Origin of the sequence: Sandaracinus amylolyticus, assembly GCF_021631985.1 — a bacterium.
Taxonomy (GTDB): domain Bacteria; phylum Myxococcota_A; class Polyangia; order Polyangiales; family Sandaracinaceae; genus Sandaracinus; species Sandaracinus amylolyticus_A.
The window spans coordinates 462,001-481,691 of sequence record NZ_CP070225.1 but is presented as its reverse complement, the minus strand read 5'-3'; the positions used below and the strand labels follow the sequence as shown (position 1 = coordinate 481,691).

At 69.7% G+C, this 19,691-nt stretch carries 14 protein-coding genes; 9 read left to right on the top strand and 5 right to left on the bottom strand.

What is annotated here, in order from left to right; translation table 11 throughout:
- Positions 1-166 precede the first annotated feature (166 nt).
- The 4 genes from I5071_RS01965 to I5071_RS01950 all read left to right on the top strand — a co-directional run bounded on the left by I5071_RS01965 (position 167) and on the right by I5071_RS01950 (position 6,076).
- Positions 167-3,376 carry a kelch repeat-containing protein gene (locus tag I5071_RS01965; protein ID WP_236520163.1) on the top strand — a complete coding sequence of 1,070 codons (3,210 nt, stop codon included), beginning with the start codon at positions 167-169 and terminating at the stop codon, positions 3,374-3,376.
- Positions 3,377-3,627: 251 nt separating this feature from the next.
- A complete protein-coding gene (locus I5071_RS01960) occupies positions 3,628-4,293 on the top strand; it encodes a hypothetical protein (protein WP_236520162.1) in 666 nt (221 codons plus the stop codon).
- Positions 4,290-5,435, top strand: coding sequence for a c-type cytochrome (locus I5071_RS01955; protein ID WP_236520161.1), 1,146 nt, complete (start codon positions 4,290-4,292; stop codon positions 5,433-5,435). Before I5071_RS01960 ends, I5071_RS01955 begins: the two co-directional genes overlap by 4 nt.
- 209 nt (positions 5,436-5,644) lie before the next feature.
- Positions 5,645-6,076, top strand: coding sequence for a hypothetical protein (locus I5071_RS01950; protein ID WP_236520160.1), 432 nt, complete (start codon positions 5,645-5,647; stop codon positions 6,074-6,076).
- Here I5071_RS01950 and catA read toward each other — a convergent pair.
- Entirely contained in the window at positions 6,004-6,663 is a 660-nt protein-coding gene (catA, locus tag I5071_RS01945; RefSeq protein WP_236520159.1) for a type A chloramphenicol O-acetyltransferase, read from the bottom strand. The genes I5071_RS01950 and catA overlap by 73 nt on opposite strands.
- A gap of 148 nt (positions 6,664-6,811) precedes the next feature.
- Here catA and hsdR point away from each other — a divergent pair, with 148 nt between their 5' ends.
- From hsdR to I5071_RS01920, 5 genes are read left to right on the top strand one after another with little or no spacing between them, the layout of a single operon-like run.
- Complete coding sequence (gene hsdR, locus I5071_RS01940; protein WP_268921205.1) at positions 6,812-10,192, top strand: type I restriction-modification system endonuclease; 3,381 nt, start codon at positions 6,812-6,814, stop codon at positions 10,190-10,192.
- 4 nt (positions 10,193-10,196) lie between these two features.
- Complete coding sequence (locus I5071_RS01935) at positions 10,197-11,786, top strand: hypothetical protein (protein WP_236520157.1); 1,590 nt, start codon at positions 10,197-10,199, stop codon at positions 11,784-11,786.
- Positions 11,783-13,210, top strand: coding sequence for an N-6 DNA methylase (locus I5071_RS01930; RefSeq protein WP_236520156.1), 1,428 nt, complete (start codon positions 11,783-11,785; stop codon positions 13,208-13,210). Before I5071_RS01935 ends, I5071_RS01930 begins: the two co-directional genes overlap by 4 nt.
- Positions 13,207-14,643 (top strand): hypothetical protein, encoded by a 1,437-nt coding sequence (locus I5071_RS01925; protein WP_236520155.1) that lies wholly within the window; start codon positions 13,207-13,209, stop codon positions 14,641-14,643. The genes I5071_RS01930 and I5071_RS01925 overlap by 4 nt, the downstream gene beginning before the upstream one ends.
- A 50-nt stretch (positions 14,644-14,693) precedes the next feature.
- Positions 14,694-15,701 carry a nucleoid-associated protein gene (locus I5071_RS01920; RefSeq protein ID WP_236520154.1) on the top strand — a complete coding sequence of 336 codons (1,008 nt, stop codon included), beginning with the start codon at positions 14,694-14,696 and terminating at the stop codon, positions 15,699-15,701.
- Between the two features lie 3 nt (positions 15,702-15,704).
- On the opposite strand, the gene I5071_RS01915 is transcribed toward I5071_RS01920, so the two are convergent.
- The 4 genes from I5071_RS01915 to I5071_RS01900 all read right to left on the bottom strand — a co-directional run bounded on the left by I5071_RS01915 (position 15,705) and on the right by I5071_RS01900 (position 19,683).
- Positions 15,705-16,604, bottom strand: coding sequence for an FRG domain-containing protein (locus I5071_RS01915; protein WP_236520153.1), 900 nt, complete (start codon positions 16,602-16,604; stop codon positions 15,705-15,707).
- Between the two features lie 106 nt (positions 16,605-16,710).
- On the bottom strand, positions 16,711-17,625 hold the full coding sequence (locus tag I5071_RS01910; protein ID WP_236520152.1) for a restriction endonuclease: 915 nt from the start codon (positions 17,623-17,625) through the stop codon (positions 16,711-16,713).
- A gap of 645 nt (positions 17,626-18,270) precedes the next feature.
- A complete protein-coding gene (locus I5071_RS01905; RefSeq protein WP_236520151.1) occupies positions 18,271-18,954 on the bottom strand; it encodes a hypothetical protein in 684 nt (227 codons plus the stop codon).
- A 147-nt stretch (positions 18,955-19,101) separates the two neighbouring features.
- A complete protein-coding gene (locus tag I5071_RS01900; protein WP_236520150.1) occupies positions 19,102-19,683 on the bottom strand; it encodes a dihydrofolate reductase family protein in 582 nt (193 codons plus the stop codon).
- Between the last annotated feature and the right edge of the window lie 8 nt (positions 19,684-19,691).

Genomic DNA, 19,691 nt, shown 5'->3' with positions numbered 1-19,691 from the left:
GACCACGTGGGAGATAGCGGAGGCCTGCTGCCACCGTTCTGTCAGCAGCGTGGCGGTGCCCTCCCCGCTGCCGCACCGTGACCAAACCGGGACCTGCGGTCACCCTACGGCCGCGATGAACGAACCTCGGACCTCCCTCCGCGTCGGTGTCTGGACGAGCCTCGCGATGATGCTCGCCGCGTGCGATCCGGGCGCGCCGCCGGAGGGCGCCGGCCTCGTCGCGGGCGAGCTCGTCGGGTGGAGCCCGCTCCCACAGCTCGCGACGCCGCGGGGACAGCACGCCGCGGCGCTGCTCCCCGACGGCCGCGTGCTCGTCGTCGGCGGCGTCAACCGGCTCGGCTTCGTCACGACCGCCGAGGTCTTCGATCCCGCCGCCGGCACCTGGTCGGGCGCCGGCACCCCCGGCATCCAGGGAAACGTCTTCGCGGGGCTGGTCCTGCCGAGCGGCGGGGTCTTCTTCCACGCCGACAGCGGCAACACCGCCCTCTACCAGCCGGAGACCGGCGCATGGTCGGCCGGCCCGGCGATCCCCGGGCGCACCCTCGCGACGTTCACCCTGCTGCGGAGCGGCCAGATCCTGATCGCCGGCGGCAGCAACGAAGCGTCGGCCGTCCTCTACGACCCCGAGACGAACACGGTCACCCCGACCGGCTCGATGGAGGTCGCGCGCCGGGCCGCGGCTGCCGCGCTCCTCCGCGACGGCCGGGTGCTCGCGATCAGCGGGACCAACTCCTCCGGGAGCGAGGTCCCGAGCGCGGCGCTCTACGACCCCGCGGCCGGCACCTGGACGGCTGCGGCCCCGCCGCTCGTCGGGCGCCACTACGCCACGGCGACTCTCCTCCCCGACGGGCGCGTGCTGCTCGTCGGCGGCTACGCCACCGGCGGCGTGAGCCCGCACGCCGAGCTCTACGACCCGGTCGCCAACACCTGGACCGCGACCGGAGCGCTCTCTCGCGCGCGCAACGGCCACAGCGCGACCCTCCTGCCCTCGGGCAGGGTGCTCGTCCTGGGCGGCGCCGACGGCGGGCGAAATCCCGTCGCGCTCTCCGAGATCTACGACCCGGCGACCGGCACCTGGTCCGCGACGACCCCCCTGGCGGTCGCGAGCGAGAACCACACCGCCACGCTCCTGCCGACCGGCCGCGTGCTCGTCGCCGGCGGCTTCTCGCTCTCCCCCGCGACGACGTTCTACCAGCGCGCGGATCTCTACGACCCGGGCACCGAGCGCTGGGCGCCCGCCGGGAACCTCGCCGCCGGGCGCGCCGCTCCGGCCACCGCGCTCCTGCCCACCGGCCGCGTGCTCGCCGTCGGCGGCGCCGCGGGCGCCGAGCTCTACGATCGTGCGTCCAACACCTGGTCTCCCGCCGCGTCGCCCGCGACGGCCCGCGAGGGCGCGACCGCGACCGTGCTCCGCTCGGGCGAGGTGCTCGTCGTCGGCGGGCTGAACGCGGGCGCCCCGGTCGCCACCTCGGAGCGCTACGACCCGACGTCGAACGCGTGGTCGCCGGCCGGCGCGACGGCGCGGCCGCGCAGCGGCCACACGGCGACGCTCCTCGCGTCGGGCCAGGTGCTGATCGCGGGCGGCGGCGACGCCACGACCGAGCTCTACGACCCTGCCACCGGCACCTGGTCGGCGGGCGCGGCGATGGCGACCTCCCGCGCGCGCCACGCGAGCGCGCGGCTCGCCGATGGCCGGGTGCTCGTCGCCGGCGGCGCGTCGGGCGGCGCGACCGTGGGCTCCGCCGAGCTCTACGACCCGGTGGCGGGCACGTGGTCGCCCGCCGCCCCGATGGGGGTGTCGCGCGAGGGGCACGCGCTCGTCGTGCTTCCGTCGGGGAGCGTGCTCGCGATCGGCGGGCGGAGCGGCCCCGTCGTGGGCGGCACGTCCGAGCTCTACGATCCCGTGGCGAACGCGTGGTCGCCGGTGGGCTCGCTCGCGCAGCCGCGCTTCGCCGCCGGCGCTGCGCTCCTGCCCTCGGGCCTCGTCCTCGTCATGGGCGGCGCGATCGACGCCGCCGGCGCCGCGACCGCGACCGCCGAGGTCTACGACCCCGCCACCCAGCAATGGACGCGGGTGGCCGGCCTCGCGGCCGGGCGCGCCTCCCCGGGCGTCACGGTGCTGCCCTCGGGCGAGGTCCTCGCGCTCGGTGGCGTGCACTCCGGCGCGCGTTTGGCGAGCGCGGAGCTCCACGATCCGACAGGCGCACAACCCGCCTGGCGCCCGCGCGTCGAGCCCGCGATCCTGACCCGCGGGTGCCGGAGCGCGATCCGCGGCACCGGGCTCCGCGGGATCTCCCAGGCGAGCTACGGCAGCACCATGAGCTCGCCGACCAACTACCCGGTGGTGCGTCTGACCGCCGCGGAGGGCGGCCGGACGTGGGGCTTCGCGAGCCGCGACGGGTCGGACACCGGCGTGACGATCGACGTGCCGAGCGACGTCCCGCCCGGCCCCTACGTGCTCACGGTCTACGCCAACGCGATCCCCGGCGGCGCGATGGCGACCGTCATCGACAACACGCCGCCTACCGCCGACGACAACGCGGTCACCACCCCGTACGGCGTGCCGATCGAGATCGCGCTGGGGACGAGCGACGTCGAGGGCGGCGAGCTCACCCTCACGATCGTCACGCCGCCGGCGCACGGGACGCTCGGCGAGATCGTGTCGGGCCGGGTCACCTACTCGCCCGAGCCGGGCTACGTCGGCGCCGACTCGTTCGTGTTCCGCGCGCGCGACTGCGGCCTCGACGGCAACGACGCGACGATCGACGTCGCGGTGGTCGATGCCACGGCGCCGAGCGTCGTCTGCCCCGCCGACGTCGCGGTCGAGACCGACGGCGCGAGCGCCGCCGCGACCTGGCCCGCGCCGACCGCGAGCGACGAGATCACCGCGTCGCCGGCGATCACCTCCTCCGCGGAGCCGGGGAGCACCTTCCCGCTCGGCGCGACGACGGTGACGGTCACCGCGACCGACGCGGCGGGGAACACGGCGACCTGCACGTTCGACGTGACGGTCAGTGACGGCACGGCGCCGATCGTCGCGTGCCCCGCGGACGTCTCCGCCGAAGCGACCGGCCCGACGGGCGCGGCGGTCACGTGGCCGCCGGCGACCGCCGACGGGGCGACGCTCACGTACTCCGCGGAGCCGGGGAGCACGTTCCCGCTCGGCACGACGACCGTCGAGGTCACCGCGACCGACGCGGCGGGGAACACGGCGACCTGCACGTTCGACGTGACGGTGCAGAGCGCGGCGACGCCGGCGCCGGCGCCGAGCAGCGGGTGCGGCTGCGGCGTCGCCGGCAGCGCGCGCGGCGGCCTCGAGGTGCTGCTGGTGGGCCTGGTCCTCGCCGCGCTCCGGCTGAGGCGTCGGCGGCGCTGATCGGAGCGACCTCGCGTCGACCGAACGCGCTCGGATCTCGAACGCGGTCCGGCATCTCGTCTCGAGACGTCGAACGCGTTCGGGGAACGACCGTCCTTCGGCAAGAACGCGAGTCGCGCGGCCGTGCTCCTCGATGTCGCGGGTGGCCGCCGCCTCGAACGACGCGAAGTCGGCGTCGCACGCACCTGGCACGGCATGCCGGTCGGCGGAGCGTGCGGAACTCCGAGCGCGCACGGTTGTCGATCCCGACCGTGCGTACCTCGATCGTCGTCCTCGCTGCGCTCGTGCTCGCTCCGGCGGACGCGGTCGCCTGCCACAACGTCACGGTGATCGAGGTCGATCGCGTCGCCCGCCGAGTCGACGAGGCCGAGCAGACGCTCCTCGCGGGCACGACGCGCGAGTCGATGCGTGGTGCGGCGTGGTCCCTGCGCGTCCTGCGGGGGAGCCACCCGGAGTACGAGCTCGTCCTCGACGGACCGACGGCCGAGCGACGCGCCCGCACGCTGCGCGCGCGCGCCACCCGCGTGCTCGCGCTCGCGGTCGTGCGGCGCGAGGGCCGCGTCGATCGACGTCGGTGGGTCCCGACCTCGCGCGTCTCGGCGGAGGCGCGCCGCGAGAACCTGACCTGGGCGCTCGAGGCCTTGGCGGATCAGGATCGAGGCGACGAGCCGCGCGCCCGAGCGAGCCATGCCGAGGCGCTCGCGCGCTTCGACGCGCACCGCGAGGAGGCGCGCCGCATCCTGATCGAGCTCGCCGATCGCGATCTGATGCCCGACGCATGGGGCTACCGCGTGCTCGCCGAGCTGAGCGACCGCATCGGCGATCACCCGCGGCGCGATCGCTCGATCACGACGTGTCACGCGCGGGCGGGCGCGCTCGCCGACGCGATCTGTCCGAGGCTCGTCGCGGTGCGATGAGGCGCGCGCTCGCGTGCGCGCTCGTCGTCGCAGCGGGCTGCACCACGGAGCCGGCCGCGGTCGCGATCGCGTCGCGCTGGGCGGTCCGAGGAGATGCCGTGCGGGGCCGTGCGCTCTTCGAGTCGATGGAGTGCACGCGCTGCCACGAGCACCCCGACGTCGAGCCTCCGCCCGCTGCGCGCGACTGCACCGGCTGCCACCGCGCGATCCACGCGGGCACCCACGATGCGCCCGCCGCCGCGATCGCGCGCTGGAGCGCGCGCATCACGAGCCTCGTGCACGTGCCCGCGCTCGGACGCTCGCGCCTCTCGCGCGAGTGGATCGCGCGCTTCCTGATCGAGCCCCACGACGTGCGTCCCGCGCTCGCGGCGACCATGCCACGGCTCCCGATCGACGCGCGGGACGCCGCCGACCTCGCGACGTTCCTGGTGCCCGACGAGCCACCGGACGGCGCCCCGCTTCCTCGCGACGCGGAGACGATCGCGCGAGGACGAGCGCTCTTCGAGACGCGCGGGTGCGCGAGCTGTCATGCGCCCTCCTCGATCGGCACGCTCGATCCCGCGCTCGCCCTCGCGCCCGATCTCCGCTGGACGCGCGAGCGCATGACCGACCGCGCGATCGTCGACTGGATCCTCGACCCCTCGCCGCCGATGCCGCGCCTCGTCGCCGCGCGCGAGGACGCCGTGGCGATCGCTGCGTACCTGGTCGCGTCGCCGCTCGATCCCATCGAGATCGTGACGCCGGCCGATCCGCTCCCGCTCCTCGACCGGGCGGTCTCGTTCACCGAGGTCCGCGATCGCGTGCTCCGCCGCACGTGCTGGCACTGTCACTCCGACGCCGGCCTCGCGCTCGGAGAGGGTGGTCCTGGCAACACCGGCGGCTTCGGCTTCGCTGCGCGCCGGCTCGATCTCTCCGACTACGAAGGCGTGATGTCGGGATCGCTCGACGACGCGGGGGAGCGCCGATCGATCTTCCGCGAGATCGACGGAGTGCCCCTCCTCGTCGCGGTGCTCGAGGCGCGCGCCAGCGAGGAGCGCGGGCATGCGAGCGAGCTCCGCGGCATGCCGCTCGGGCTCCCCGCCGTCTCGCCCGAGGACATCCAGATCGTGCGCTCCTGGATCGCGCAGGGGCGACCGCAGTGAGGCGTCCGACCGCCCCTTCGGTGGTCGGGGGACGACGAGGCGCTCGACGAGCACGCAGAGCTGCAAGGTCAGCGCAACGGTCACGCGACACGCGGCCTGCTCGGCGGTGCTGCCTCGACGCTCGCACCGGTGACGTCTCCCGTGTTGGGCACCTCGAGTCGCTCAGCGCTCCCCGCCATCCGTGCCGTGGCGTGCACTCCGGCGCGCGTTTGGCGAGCGCGGAGCTCCACGATCCGACAGGCGCACAACCCGCCTGGCGCCCGCGCGTCGAGCCCGCGATCCTGACCCGCGGGTGCCGGAGCGCGATCCGCGGCACCGGGCTCCGCGGGATCTCCCAGGCGAGCTACGGCAGCACGATGAGCTCGCCGACCAACTACCCGCTGGTGCGTCTGACCGCCGCGGAGGGCGGCCGGTCGTGGCGCTTCGCGAGCCGCGACGGGTCGGACACCGGCGTGACGATCGACGTGCCGAGCGACGTCCCGCCCGGCCCCTACGTGCTCACGGTCTACGCCAACGCGATCCCCGGCGGCGCGATGGCGACCGTGACCTCGCTCCGACCGAACGCTTCTCATCTCGAGAGCCACGCCTCGTGGCCGGTCGCGAGCTCCTGGAGCGCGGCGACCAGACGACCGGCGTGGTAGCCGTCGCACACCGCGTGGTGCACCTGGATCGCGACCGGCAGCAGCGTCGCACCGTCGCGCTCGACGTAGCGGCCGAGCGTGAAGATCGGCGCGAGGTGCCGGACCGCACCCGGGATGTCGAGCGTGAACGCCGAGAACTCGAGCCACGGGATGCTCGAGACGTCGAACGCGTTCGGGGGACGGCCGTCCTTCGGGAAGAAGCGAGTCGCGCGGCTGTGCTCCTCGATGTCGCGGGTGGCCGCTGCCTCGAACGACGCGAAGTCGGCGTCGTACCGGGTCCAGATGCCGGAGAACGTCTCGGCCTCGCGGTTGAACACCGTGTACGCGGGATGCACCTCGTCCCACGCACCGAGCGCTCCGTCGGCATCGAACGCCATCCGCAGCTCGCGGAAGCGATTCACCGCGGTCGCGAGCATCCAGAGCTGCGCCGGATAGGCCTTCCGCCCGCTCGACGCCAGCGCGGCGCGCAGGCCCGTGACGTCGAGGTGCACCGTGAAGCTGTAGGTGCAGGGGACGCGGTCGAGATAGTGCCGGAAGTGCTCGGCCCGGTTCCAGGTCGCGAGATCGACGGGGCGGAGCTCCGCCATGGGGTCCTCCTCTGCTTCGCGCAGCCGCGCGGAGCGCGGAGCGTGTGCGAGCGATTCGATCCCGTCGACGAGATCGATCTCGCTCGACGAGCGAGAGACCCCCTCCCGGCCCCGGCCGCCATTCGTGTAGCCTCGTAGTCCGGCTGTCATGCCTCGGGGTGCATCGCCATCGCCGAACTTCGCCTTCTTGGCGGAGCACGAAGAGACACTCGTCCTGCTCGCGGCGCAGGCGGAGGCGCTCTACGCGATCGACGCGGTCGCGACGATCACGAAGGTGCGCGTCTTCGGCGAGGTCCTCGCGCGCGAGGCCGCGGCCCGCGTCGGCATCTACACGTCGAGCCAGGAGCAGCAGATCGATCTGCTCCGCCGCCTCCGCGATCGCGGCGCGCTCGGCACCGACGCGGACCAGGCCTTCCACGCGATCCGCAAGGCCGGCAACGCCGCGGTCCACGAGAACGCGGGCGACCACGGCACCGCGCTCCACGTGCTCAAGCTCGCGCGCGGCCTCGCGGTGTGGTTCCACCGGAGCTTCGGCAAGGATCGCGCGTTCAAGCCCGAGCCGTTCGCTCCGCCTCGCACACCGGCCGACGCGACCGCGTCGTTGCGCTCCGAGCTCGAGTCGCTGCGCGCCGAGCTCGTCGAGGCGCGCGCCGTCGCGGGCAAGGCTCGTCAGGAGGCCGACGACGCGACAGCGCGCGCGCGGACCGCCGAGGAGCGCGCAAAGCTCGAGGCGGCCGAGCGTGAGGCCGCCGAGGCGCTCATGAACGAGCTCGCGTCGCGCGAGGCGCAGATGCTCGCGCGGCTCGAGTCGATCCAGGCGAAGGCGAGCGCGAAGCCGGACGTCGCGTCCGCCGCCGCCGAGACTGCGGCGAAGCTCGGCGCGGATCTCGAGCTCGACGAGGCGAGCACGCGCCGCCTGATCGACGAGCAGCTGCGCAGCGTCGGCTGGGAGGCCGACACCGAGACGCTCCGCTACGCCGAAGGCACGCGCCCCCAGAAGGGCAAGAACCTCGCGATCGCCGAGTGGCCCACCGACGCCGGCCCCGCCGACTACGTGCTCTTCGCGGGCCTCACGCCGCTCGCGGTCGTCGAGGCGAAGCGCAAGCGCCGCGACGTCGCCGGGTCGCTCCAGCAGTCGACCCGCTATGCGCGCGGCCTCCGCGCGACCGGCCTCTCGCTCGCGGGCTCCTACGACGACGGCGACGGCGGCTCGCTCCACGTTCCGTTCCTCTTCGCCACCAACGGCCGCCCCTACCTCAAGCAGATCGCCGAGAAGTCCGGCATCTGGTTCCGCGACGCGCGCCGCGCGAAGAACCTCGCGACGCCGCTCGCGAGCTGGTACTCGCCCGACGGCCTCCTCGCGCTGCTCAAGCAGGACATCGACGCCGCCACCGAGAAGCTGAAGGCCGAGCCCACCGACTACCTCGGCCTGCGCGACTACCAGGTCCGCGCGATCCACGCCGTCGAGGCCGCGATCGAGTCGGGCCGCCGCACCGCGCTCCTCGCGCTCGCCACCGGCACCGGCAAGACGCGCCTCGCGATCGGCCTCTGCTACCGCCTGCTCAAGGCCGGCCGCTTCCGCCGCATCCTCTTCCTCGTCGATCGCAGCGCGCTCGGCATCCAGGCCGCCAACGCGTTCCAGGACGCGCGCCTCGAGTCGCTCCAGACCTTCGACTCGATCTTCGACCTCAAGACGCTCGAGGACGTCCGCCCCGAGAAGGACACCAAGCTCCACATCGCGACGGTGCAGGGCATGGTGCAGCGCGTCCTCCTCGCCGACGGCGCGATCCCACCCGTCGACGAGTACGACTGCATCGTCGTCGACGAGTGCCACCGCGGCTACACGCTCGATCGCGAGATGAGCGAGGGCGAGCTCGTCTTCCGCAGCGAGGCCGACTACGTCTCGAAATACCGCCGCATCCTCGAGCACTTCGACGCGGTGAAGATCGGACTCACCGCGACTCCCGCGCTCCACACCACCGAGATCTTCGGCGCGCCGGTCTTCACCTACTCGTACCGCGAAGCGGTCATCGACGGTCACCTCGTCGATCACGAGCCGCCGATCCGCATCGTCACCGCGCTCGCGCGCGACGGCATCCACTGGAAGGCGGGCGAGGAGGTCGAGGTCTACCAGCCCGAGCACGATCGGATCGATCTCTCGCGCCTGCCCGACGACGTCGACATCGACCTCGACGCGTTCAACAGGGAGGTCCGCACCGAGAGCTTCAACCGCGTCGTCTGCGAGACGCTCGCCAAGCACATCGACCCGAGCCTGCCCGGCAAGACGATCGTCTTCTGCGCGACCGACGCCCACGCCGACGTGTTCGTGCGCCTGCTGAAGGAGGCGTTCGCCGCCGCCTACGGCGACGTCGAGGACGCCGCGGTCGTGAAGATCACCGGCACCTCCGATCGCCCGCTCGAGCTCATCCGCCGCTTCAAGAACGAGCGGCTCCCGAACGTCGCGGTCACCGTCGATCTCCTCACCACCGGCGTCGACGTCCCGCCGATCACCAACGTCGTCTTCGTGCGGCGCACCAAGAGCCGCATCCTCTACGACCAGATGCTCGGCCGCGCGACGCGCCGCTGCGACGAGATCGGGAAGGAGATCTTCCGCGTCTTCGACGCCGTCGATCTCTACGAGGTCCTCCAGCCGTACTCGGCGATGAAGCCGGTCGTCACCGACGTCTCGATCCCCTTCGCCACGCTCACCCACGAGCTCGCGACCCTCGACGACGCGAAGCACCGCGAGGAGGTGCTCGCGCAGTTCATCACCAAGCTCGATCGCCGTCGCCGCCGCCTCGAGCCGCGCGATCGCGAGCTCTTCGAGGCGGAGGCCGGCATGGAGCCCGAGGCGCTCCTCGCGCTGCTGCGCGAGAAGGGCGCCGAGATCGCGAAGCCGTGGTTCACCGAGCACCCCGGCCTCGGCGAGCTGCTCGATCGCCGCCGCGCCGCCCGCCCCCAGCCCACGCTCATCTCCAAGCACGACGACGAGCTCGTCAGCGAGGAGCGCGGCTATGGTGACGGCCGCGCGCGCCCCGAGGACTACCTCGACGGCTTCGCGAAGTTCGTGCGCGAGCAGTCCAACCAGCTCCCCGCGCTCGTCCTCGTCACCCAGCGCCCCCGCGAGCTCACCCGCGAGCAGCTCAAGTCGATCGCGCTCGCCCTCGACAAGGCTGGCTTCTCCGAGGCGCAGCTCCGCGCCGCCTGGCGCGACCGCACCAACCAGGACGTGGCGGCGTCGATCATCGGCCACATTCGCCAGGCCGCCCTCGGCGACCCGCTCGTCCCCTACGAAGAGCGCGTCGCGAAAGCGCTCACCAAGCTCGTCGCCTCGCGCCCCTGGACCCAGCCCCAGCGCAAGTGGCTCGAGCGGATTGGCAAACAGCTCAAGGCCGAGGTCATCGTCGACCGTGAATCGCTCGACCGAGGCCAGTTCGCCGCCGAGGGCGGCTTCACGCGCATGAACAAAGTGTTCGAGGGGAAGCTCGAGACGATCCTGGGCGACCTCGCGGACGAGGTGTGGAGGTAGGAACATGACGGATGGAATCGACGAGCAGCGCCTCGGCGACGAGGCGGAGTCGATCTTCGAGCGGTGGGCACGGCTCGCCGAGGTCGAATGGTCCCGTCATGAGCCGGACCGCTACGGGATCGATCGATGGTTTTCGATTCCTGGGCCTGAGCAACCGCATGTACCCATTGATCTTCGCGCTCCTGCTCTGGAGGGCTACGTTCAGATCAAGGGCACGAGGGAGCCCACGCGCACAAACCTGGCGTTGTCGGTCTGGGAACGCTTCATCAACACGGACCTCCCGTGCTTTCTGCTCTGCGTCCACTTGGACCACCAGCTCAACTTTCACGGCGCGTACCTCGCACATCTCGGGCCGTCCCGAATGCCCGGCGCACTGAAGCGACTCCGTCAGTGCAAGGACCCAGCGCGCCTCCACAAGCAAACCCACGGCATCAAATGGACCGCAGGCGCCAAGTTGCAGGAGCCGTATCACCAGGATCTGGTTCGACGCATTCTCGCCGAAGTCGGCGATGCTGGAACGTACGCGACGAGGAAAGCTCATGTTCGCAAGACAGCAGGTTACGAGCACGGCTCGCGTCGCGTGCAAATCAAGAGTCGTGCGCGTGATGCGGAGATTGTCGCTGCGTTGCTGGATGGCAGCCATATCCCGGTGACGGTCGTCGAAGCTACTGATATCCGATTCAACATCGATCGCCCGGCGACGGATCTTCCGCCCGGTGATCGCTACACCATGCGCTTTGACCCGATCGAGGCGGTCGACGCCGAGCTGGTGGTCGAGTCTCAGATCGCACGCACCTCCGTTCGTGGGAAGGTTCGCATCGCAGGCGTCAGGTCACTTGGCCTTTCCTCTGAGAAGGAAGTGGTTCGCTTCGAGGCACCCGCGCTCCGGCTCGACCTCACGCAGGGCGAAACGATGGCGACGCTGGAACATCGCGCGCTCGCGCAGCTCGACACACCGTTTGCCCTCCGCGACGCTCGCCGCGCTGCTGACACGGTCGTCAACTATGCACGCGAAGGCCGCAAGATCACGATCCTACCGGTTGCCGGACCGCCTTTGACGGTTGAAGGCGGCGATCTCGATGTGGCAAGCCTGCGGATGCTGGTACCAGCGCTGATGTGCTTTCGCTGGGCCGCTGCTGCCGTCGACGCGGCCGGCCTGCCCGATGATGTGGGAGTCGCCGCGCGCAGTCTGATGGAGCAGATGGACGAACTGCGTACTTGGGGGTTCTACTACGACCGCGATACGAAGCACTCGTTCGTGGATGATGGGCGCATGGTCGAGGATACGTACGCGACGATCACTCCAGCATGGTTCCGCATCGGCAGCCGCATCGTCGTGCAGGCTATCGCCTGGGAAGGCGTTCGTGGTGCCACGTCCGACTCGAGCGAACGCGTGTTTCGAGTCCGACCGATAGATGCCGGGAAGGCGCATGTGCTCGATCTTGAGGCCGCCGCCCAATTCGATCCTGTTGCTGTGATTGCGCCGCTCGCGCAGCGGCTGCAGCGCGACCGGGTTCTGACTACGCACGAGGATTCGGATCGCAGCCGGTGGCGAACCTTCATCGGCCGCGCAGCTCCTCCCAGCGTCAAATGAACACGACCGACATCGTCCAGAAGCTCTGGAACCTCTGCCACGTCCTTCGCGACGACGGCATCACCTACCACCAGTACGTCACCGAGCTGACGTGGCTCCTGTTCCTCAAGATGGCGCAGGAGACGCAGCGCGAGTCGCAGCTGCCGAAGGGGTATCGCTGGGCCGACCTCGAGCAGAAGGACGGCCTCCCGCTGCTCACGTTCTACCGGCAGCTCCTGCTCCACCTCGGCACCCAGGGCTCGCCGCGCGTGCAGGCGATCTTCGCGAACGCATCGACGTCGCTGAAGGAGCCGCGGAACCTCAAGAAGCTCGTCGACTCGATCGACGATCTCGACTGGTACTCGGCGAAGACCGAGGGCCTCGGCGAGATGTACGAGGGCCTGCTCGAGAAGAACGCGAGCGAGAAGAAGTCGGGCGCCGGTCAGTACTTCACGCCGCGCCCGCTCATCGACTCGATGATCGCGGTGATCCAGCCGCAGGCCGGCGAGCTCGTGCAGGACCCGGCCGCGGGCACCGCGGGATTCCTCATCGCCGCCGATCGCTACATCAAGGAGCGCACCGACAACCTCTTCGAGCTCAAGGAGAAGCAGCAGGTCTTCCAGCGCACCAAGGCGTTCTACGGCGTGGAGCTCGTGCCGGACACGCACCGCCTCGCGCTCATGAACCTGATGCTGCACGACCTCGAGGGAGACCTCCTCCTCGGCGACGCGCTCTCGCCGACCGGCAGCAATCTCCCGAAGGCCGACATCATCCTCACCAACCCGCCCTTCGGCACCAAGAAGGGCGGCGGTCTCCCGACCCGCGACGACTTCACGTTCCCGACGAGCAACAAGCAGCTCGCCTTCCTCCAGCACATCTATCGAGGCCTCAAGCCCGGCGGCCGCGCCGCGGTCGTGCTGCCCGACAACGTCCTCTTCGAGGAGAACGTCGGCACGCGCATCCGCGAGGACCTCATGGAGAAGTGCGACCTCCACACGATCCTCCGCCTCCCGACCGGCATCTTCTACGCGCAGGGCGTGAAGACGAACGTCCTCTTCTTCACCAAGGGCGAGAAGGACGTCGCCCAGACCAAGAACGTCTGGGTCTACGACCTGCGCGCCAACATGCCGAGCTTCGGCAAGCGCACCCCGCTCACGCGCGAGCACTTCGCGGAGTTCGAGAAGGCTTTTGGCGCGGACCCGCTCGGCAAGAGCAAGCGCAAGGACCAGGGCGAAGAGGGCCGCTTCCAGAAGTTCACCCGCGACGACATCAAGAGGCGCGGCGACAACCTCGACATCGCATGGCTGAAGGACGAGAGCGCGAGCGCCAACGGCGAGCTCGGCGACCCGGAGGAGATCGCCGCGGAGATCATGAGCAAGCTGCAGATCGCGATGGACGAGATCGAGTCGCTGCAGCGAGTCCTCCGCGGCGAGGAGCGAGCGTGAGCGAGGAGCTGCCGGAGGGCTGGCGCGCACGGCCCCTTTCTGAGATCGCGGATATCGAGGCGGGTCTCACGAAGAACGGTGCGTTGCGTGCTCGATCTCGGAAAATCGTGCCGCTCGTGAGTGTGGCGGCGGTGCAGTCTCGACGAATCGACGTCGGCGAGCTTTCGACGATTGGACTCCTCGAGGCGGACCGTGATCGCGGCACGTTGGCGCCTGGGGACGTGCTCGTCGTGGAAGGCAACGGGTCACTCGCTCATCTCGGTCGCGCTGCGATGTGGAACAACGAGGTTCCGGACGCACGTCTGCAGAACCACATCCTCCGTGTGCGCGCTCATGCCTGTGACAGCGCGTGGTTGCTGGAGTGGCTCGCATCGCCCGACGGGCGCGCCGCGATTCGAGAGCAGGCCGTGTCGGCCACCGGCCTGTACACTCTCAGTAAGGCGAAGCTCGGCGCGCTCTCTGTGCCGATCGCACCGCATGAGCAGGAGCGATCGATCGTTGCGCGGCTCGGTGCCCTCCGCGCCCGGAGTCGGCGCGCGAAAGACGCGCTCGACGCGGTGCCCGCGCTGCTCGATCGCCTGCGCCAGTCGATCCTCGCCGCCGCGTTCCGCGGCGACCTCACCGCGGACTGGCGCGAGCAGAACCCCGCCGTCGAGCCGGCTTCCGAGCTCCTGAAGCGCATCCGCCTCGAGCGCCGCAGGCGCTGGGAGGAAGCCGAGCTCGCCAAGATGCTCGCGAAGGGCAAGCCCCCCAAGGACGCTCTCTGGAAGTCGAAGTACGTCGAGCCGGAGCCGGTCGACGACGGCGAGCTGCCGGAGCTCCCCGAAGGCTGGTCCTGGGCGACGGGCACACAGTTGTTCGAGTTCGTCACCAGCGGCTCGCGAGGCTGGGCGGAGTATTACTCCGCGGAGGGCGCGGCATTCCTGCGTGTCGGGAATACTCGGCGTGATGACATCCGACTCGACCTGAGCGAGCTTCAGCGAGTTCAGACACCCACAAACGTCGAGGGTGAGCGCACAAGAGTGCGTCAGGGAGACATCGTGGTCTCGATTACGGCCGACCTCGGACGCGTTGGCTACGTTCAGGAGCAGATCGGACCGGCGTACGTCAGCCAGCACTTGGCTTTGATTCGGCTGTGTCTTCCCGAGCTTGCCGAGTACATCGCCCTGTGGCTGTCGTCGCCCCTTGGCCAGCATCTCCTCAAGCTGAGGGACCGCGGGATGACGAAGGCGGGCCTAGGGCTCGACGACGTTCGTTCGGTGCCCATCCCGCTTGCGCCCCGCGCGGAGATCGCGGCAGTCGTCGCGCGCGCCGCGTCGCAGGTCCGCGGCAGATTTCAAATGGTTGAATCGACTACCGCAGTTGCTCGCTCTCAGATATTAGCGCTCGATCGAGTCACGCTCTCGGCAGCTTTTCGTGGCGGGCTGAGCTGAGGTCCGAAGAACACGGCGCTCTACCATGTCGTACTAAGAACGGAGGGGTGATGGATCTCGGAACTCTTTCATTCGAGAAACTGATCGTCCACGAAGTGCCGCAGAAGGGGGACGGTGAGGTGCGACTTGCCACCGATCTGACTGAACGCGACGAGGCCGTAGAGCAGTTTTTTGTCGGGCGGCTGAGAGCAGCCGTGCCGACCGCAGGGTTCGACGCCCGGTTCTTGGATTCGACCGAGTCCCCCGTTCCGAACGGGGTTCATGCGCTCACCGGGGGCACCGGCGATCTCGTTGGACTCTCCCAGGAGATGGCTCGCCATCTCCACACCATACAGAGTCGCGCAAACTCCCCGGGGCTACTAGTAGTGGCCGTCGGCACGGTGGTGAGATCTCCGTGCGTCGCTGTTCTCAAGGTCGAGCGACATGACGGTCTCGTCGTGTCTCCTGAGGAAACGTCTGCCGGCCTTCGCTTCATTCTCTCGCATATTCGGAATCTTGTTCTCTCGGACAAGATGCGGATCTTCAAGAGCGCACTGTTCGTGCAGACGGGCAGACACCGTGCCGACATCAGGATTTCAGTCACGGATGACCAGCTTACGGGTGGGAAGACCGTCGCCCAGTTCTTTCTGGAACGATTCCTCGGGTGCACGTTCGCCGGCAATCCGCGCGTGCAGACGCAGTCCTTCGTCGACGCGGTGAAGGATTTCGCGAATCACGCCGAGCTGAGCACGGAGGAGCGCGTGGGGCTACGAGTTGCACTCGCGTCAGAGCTGGGTAGCTCCCGAATCGCTATCACGCCGCGTAGCTTTGCTCGCGATCACGTTCCAGAAGGCCAGCACGAGGAATTTCTCGCGAAACTGACTGTTCACGGCGTCCCGGAGGTTCGGTTTCCAAAGGATACGGAGCTCGTGAAGTCGATCATGCGGAAGATGACGATGGAAACCGAGAAGGGCATCGTTGTCGTGAGCCCGATCGATGAGGTTGGCACAACGGTGGACGTGGGCCCGGAGCGGATCGTCGTGAACGATCGCCTCAAGTCCCAGAGACCATTCCGATAGCCGCTACCGCCAGTACTTCGTCTCGTCGATGCCCTTTACGACACCGTCGTAGCCGGGATAGATGCTCGCAGCCGAGACGCCTTCTGCACCCAGCAACCGAAGCAGACGCCCGGCGTTCTCGGACGCTAGAGTGAGCTTCTCAAAGACCGGAAATCTGTGGCTCCACGAGCTTGAGCCGAGACTCGCGAGGACGCCCTTCACCGCGGCATCGAGCGGAGTCGGCGTCGGCGCTCGGTCGAGCGTGAAGAGACCCACCTGGGCGCGAAGATTCGGAATCGCAGCTTGCGGCGCTGTGACGATTGCGAACCGAGGAACGTCGCCCTTCTGCTTCTCTTGGTGGTCGGCAGCGATGTCCTGGAGGAGATCTGTGTCCAGTGCCCAGATCGCCAGGCGTTGCGGCGCGGCGGGGCCTGGAGGCGCCGCAGCATGCCGAGCCGCGAAATAAGCCGCAACGAGCGGGTTCCAGCTCCAGTCCAGAAGCCGAGTCGGAACCCCGTAGTGCTGTGCGAGCGCCAACGGCGAAAGGATGAAGCGGTCGGGGAAGTTCGGCGACTCAGCCGCGCGCGTCAGCGCGTGCGCGTCGCGGAGCTCCTGTTGGTCTTCGACGATCTCCAATCCGTGGCGGTCTGCATGACGAAGGAATCGCTTCAGCAACGCGAGCTCGCCCCGCGCCGTGTTCGTCTCTGCTTCGAGGTCAACGATCGTCGTCCACGGAGGGGGCCTCGGGCGAAACACGCTCGGGCTGAGGGCCCACGTGTCGTCACCGTGCCCTCGGAAGGCGAAGGTCTGGCGCATCGGGTCGGACTCTCGAACGGTCCACCTCTCATGCGAGAGCCGAAGCGCCGCGAGCATGTCCTCGGCTGACGTGAAATGCGTCTCTTTTACAATCGGTTCCAGCGGCATCCGTATCCACCCGTCTCGAGCTCGTTCACGAATGCGAGTCAGTGCAACCGGGCAGGCGCGGTACATGACTTAGGGACGGACGTCCGCGTGAGCGACTGACGGTAGCTCAGACGTCTTCGAAGTAGTCGCTGTCCACGTGGGCCACGCGCACTGCCTTGTGCGTCACACCCACTCCGTGCTCGATCATCAGCGTCGTCAGTCTCGCGCCGTCCACGAGCACGATGCTGTCGGAGACCGTCTCCGCGAACTCGCGCGCTTCGCGCGTGTACCCAGCGGTCGTGATGAACACGCCCTTCTTCGCGCGGCGGCCCGCGAGGGCGCCGAAGAAGGCCTGGACGTCGGGGCGGCCGACGTTGTTCTGCCAGCGCTTGGCCTGCACGTAGACCTTCTCGAGGCCGAGGCGGTCGAGCGCGATGATGCCGTCGATGCCGCCGTCGCCGCTCCTCCCGACGCGCTGGAGGTCGCTGCGGCTGGTGCCGTAGCCGAGCGCATGGAGGAGGTCGAGGACGAGCACCTCGAAGAACTCGGGCGGAGCTTCGCCGATCAGCTCGAGCAGCTCGCGCGCGACGGCTTGGTTGAGCTCGGTGATCGCCTCCTCGATGCGCTCGTCGGGGGAGCGACGGCTCGCACCGGGCTCGGGCGCGATCGAATCGGCGACGCTCGGCTCACGATCTCGGAGCCGGTTGCCCCGCTCGACCTCGGCGAGGTCCTCGACGTCCTCTCGCGAGAGCGGAGCGGGATGAGCCTTCACGTACTTGTGGCCGCGCTCCGTGAGCACCCAGAAGCCGCGGCGCGCCGAGGTCGAGAGGCCAGCTCGCTTCAGCCGATCGTGAGCCCAGCCGACGCGGTTGTCGTAGATGGGCTGCTGTCGGCTCGGCAGCATCACCGCGCGATCGTCGGTGGAGATCGCGAGCTGCGTCGCGATCGCATCGCGCGCTTCGCTGACGCGGACGCCGTCCGGACGCGTGGCGAGGAACCGGAGCAACGGCTCGATCAGCTGGTCGTATGTGGGTAGCGCCATGACCGACGTGATCGAGAGTACGCGAACGCGCAGTGTCTGATCATCGTCGCTCGTGTCCTGCTCGGCGCGGGACTGCGCGTCGCTCGTGGCGTGGAACCGGTGGGCCCGCGCTCTCGTCTCGTCGGCCGTCCCGACACGCAGTCGGGCGCGCGGTCGTCGCCGACGATCACCGTCGTCCGTGTTCAGCTCGTCGCCGGTCCGCGAGTGGTCCTCGACGTGCGCAGCGTTGCCGAACAGGGACGATGGACCCGCTCGCACGCTGTGACGGGCAGCAGAAGACCGCACCGCGCCTGTCAGAAAGCTGTGAAACCGCTCGAAAAACCGGTCGCCAGGTCGCTTCCCACGTCGACCACGCCTCTTCGCGCGCCCACGTCGCCGCGCTCCGGCGTCTCGAGGCCGCCGATCATCGCCGCGAGGCCGCCGCGCCGTATCGAATGGGATAGCGCGCGCCTCCTCGGGGCCGCCGATCGGTTCCTCGGAGCCGCCGATCGCCGCATTCGAGGACTGGTCTCGCGCTTCGCGGGCCGGCGATCGCCCAATCGGGGCCGCTCACCGTCGCATCGGGGCCGCCGAACGACGAAACGGCGGCACCGCGAGCTCGTCGCGGTGCCGCCGTGGTTCGAATCGGAGCCTCGTGCCGCTCGCTCAGCTGCGCGGCGGCTCGGGCGCCGGCGTGACCGGATCGGCAGGCTGAGGTCCGGTCGGATCGTCGTCCTCGTCGCTCGACGTCGCGCGGTTCGCGCGGAGCTTCTGGACGTCGGGATGCGAGCTCCCGAGGACCGCGCGCAGCGTGGCGCGGAAGCGGCTGAGCTCCGCCTCGAAGACGACCTGCGCTTCGCGCGTGGCCTTGAGGAGCTGGCTGTACGTGGAGTCGGCGGTGGCGGCCTCGTCGGTCTCGCGCTCGGTGGCGTCGGCGAGCGCACGGATCGAGGCGGCGGCGGCCGCGGCCCACGGCGTGGGCGCGCCGTCGGGAAGCCGGATCAGATCGAGCTCGTCGGCGGCCGCGAGCGAGTCCTCGATGAGGTCCTCGGGGACGTTGGGCTGATCGCCGATCTCACGAAGATCGAACGTCGGGCGCTCGCGCGCGATGTGCGGCTTCCAGCGATCGAGCTCCTTCTTGAGCGCGAGCATCGAGCCGCGTCCCTCCTCCATCTCGCGCTTCCACGCGGCGCGATAGGCGGTGACCTCGGTGTAGATGGAGAGAAACCCGCGCGCCGAGGTGCCGAGTGGCGCCTCGAACGCCAGCACCGCGGGCGATGCGTCCTTGTGACGCTCCCAGACCTTGAGCGCGCGCGGCGCGAGCCGGCGCGACTTCCATTGCGCTCCCATGAACGAGCCCCCGTTTGTTCGCCGCCGAGCACCCCTCGCTCTGCGACGCGCAGAAGCTCCTCGCTCGTGCACACGATGTCAACGGACCGCGCAGGCTCGTGAGCGCTCGCTGCTCGCGCGCGTCGCGGTCGTGATGCAGCGCATTCGTCAGGTTCGGTAGCTCAGGATCACTCGGCCGGACTCGGTCGACCTCGACTCGATCAGCTCGAGCGAGCGCCGTCGATCGATGCCGGCGAAGAGCGGCTTGCCGCCGCCCAGCAGGATCGGGTGGACGATCAATCGGAGTTCGTCGAGCAAGCCGTCGTTCAGCAGGCTCGCGACGAGCGTTGCACCGCCGACGACGTAGATGTTCTTCCCGGGCTGGTGCACGAGACTGCGCAGCTCCGACACGTTCCGCACGATCTTGGCCGTGGGAGGCCACTCGACGCGGTCGAGCGTCGTGGAGACGACGAAGTGGGGCGCCTTCGCAGCCAGCTGCGCGTACGCGACCTCACGCTCGTAGGGAGCTCGAGTCTGGTAGGGCGGGATGCTCCGGGGATTCTCGTAGATCGCCTTCCAATAGGCTCCGTAGCCCGGATGCATGCCTGCGCCCTGGACGAAGGTGTCGACCTCGGGAATCAGCTCGATCGCGTCGGCCCACGAGTCGACCCACGAGGCCTCTCCTCGGTCTTCTCCCTGGGTGAAGCCGTCCAACGAGACCTGCAGCGCAGCGATCATCTTCCGAGTCATGGTGTCCA